Source organism: Micromonospora sp. NPDC049175 (assembly GCF_043197345.1).
Classification (GTDB): Bacteria; Actinomycetota; Actinomycetes; order Mycobacteriales; family Micromonosporaceae; genus Micromonospora.
In genome coordinates this window covers 636734-637323 of record NZ_JBICSY010000002.1, presented here as the reverse complement: position 1 = coordinate 637323, position 590 = coordinate 636734, and the positions used below count along the sequence as shown (strand labels likewise).

Genomic DNA, 590 nt, shown 5'->3' with positions numbered 1-590 from the left:
CCCTGCGCACCCTGCAGACCTTGAGCGCCCTGGACCCCGGCGTCGCCCTGACCACCCTGAGCGCCCTGCGCGCCGGCGTCGCCCTGCGCACCCTGAGCGCCCTGAACCCCGGCGTCGCCCTGCGCACCCTGCAGACCTTGAGCGCCCTGGACCCCGGCGTCGCCCTGACCACCCTGAGCGCCCTGCGCGCCGGCGTCGCCCTGCGCACCCTGCAGACCTTGAGCACCCTGGACCCCGGCGTCGCCCTGACCACCCTGAGCGCCCTGCGCGCCGGCGTCGCCCTGCGCACCCTGCGCGCCCTGAACGCCAGCATCGCCCTGCGCACCTTGAACGCCCTGCGCGCCGGTCTCGCCCTGGACACCTTGAGCACCCTGAACGCCAGCAACGCCTTGCGCACCTTGAACGCCGGTCTCGCCCTGCGCGCCCTGAGCGCCCTGGAAACCTTGAGCGCCTTGAACCCCGGCGACTCCCTGAGCACCTTGGGCACCTTGAATTCCAGCATCACCCTGCGCGCCCTGAGTCCCCTGCGCGCCCTGAGTCCCCTGCGCGCCGGTCTCGCCCTGAGCACCTTGAGCGCCCTGAACCCCCGC

At 73.7% G+C, this 590-nt stretch carries 1 protein-coding gene; it reads left to right on the top strand.

Annotation, left to right across the window (positions count from 1 at the left end):
- Positions 1-20: 20 nt before the first annotated feature.
- Positions 21-590 (top strand): hypothetical protein (locus ACGFH8_RS09875; RefSeq protein WP_393365673.1); only part of this gene is annotated, 570 nt, incomplete at its 3' end.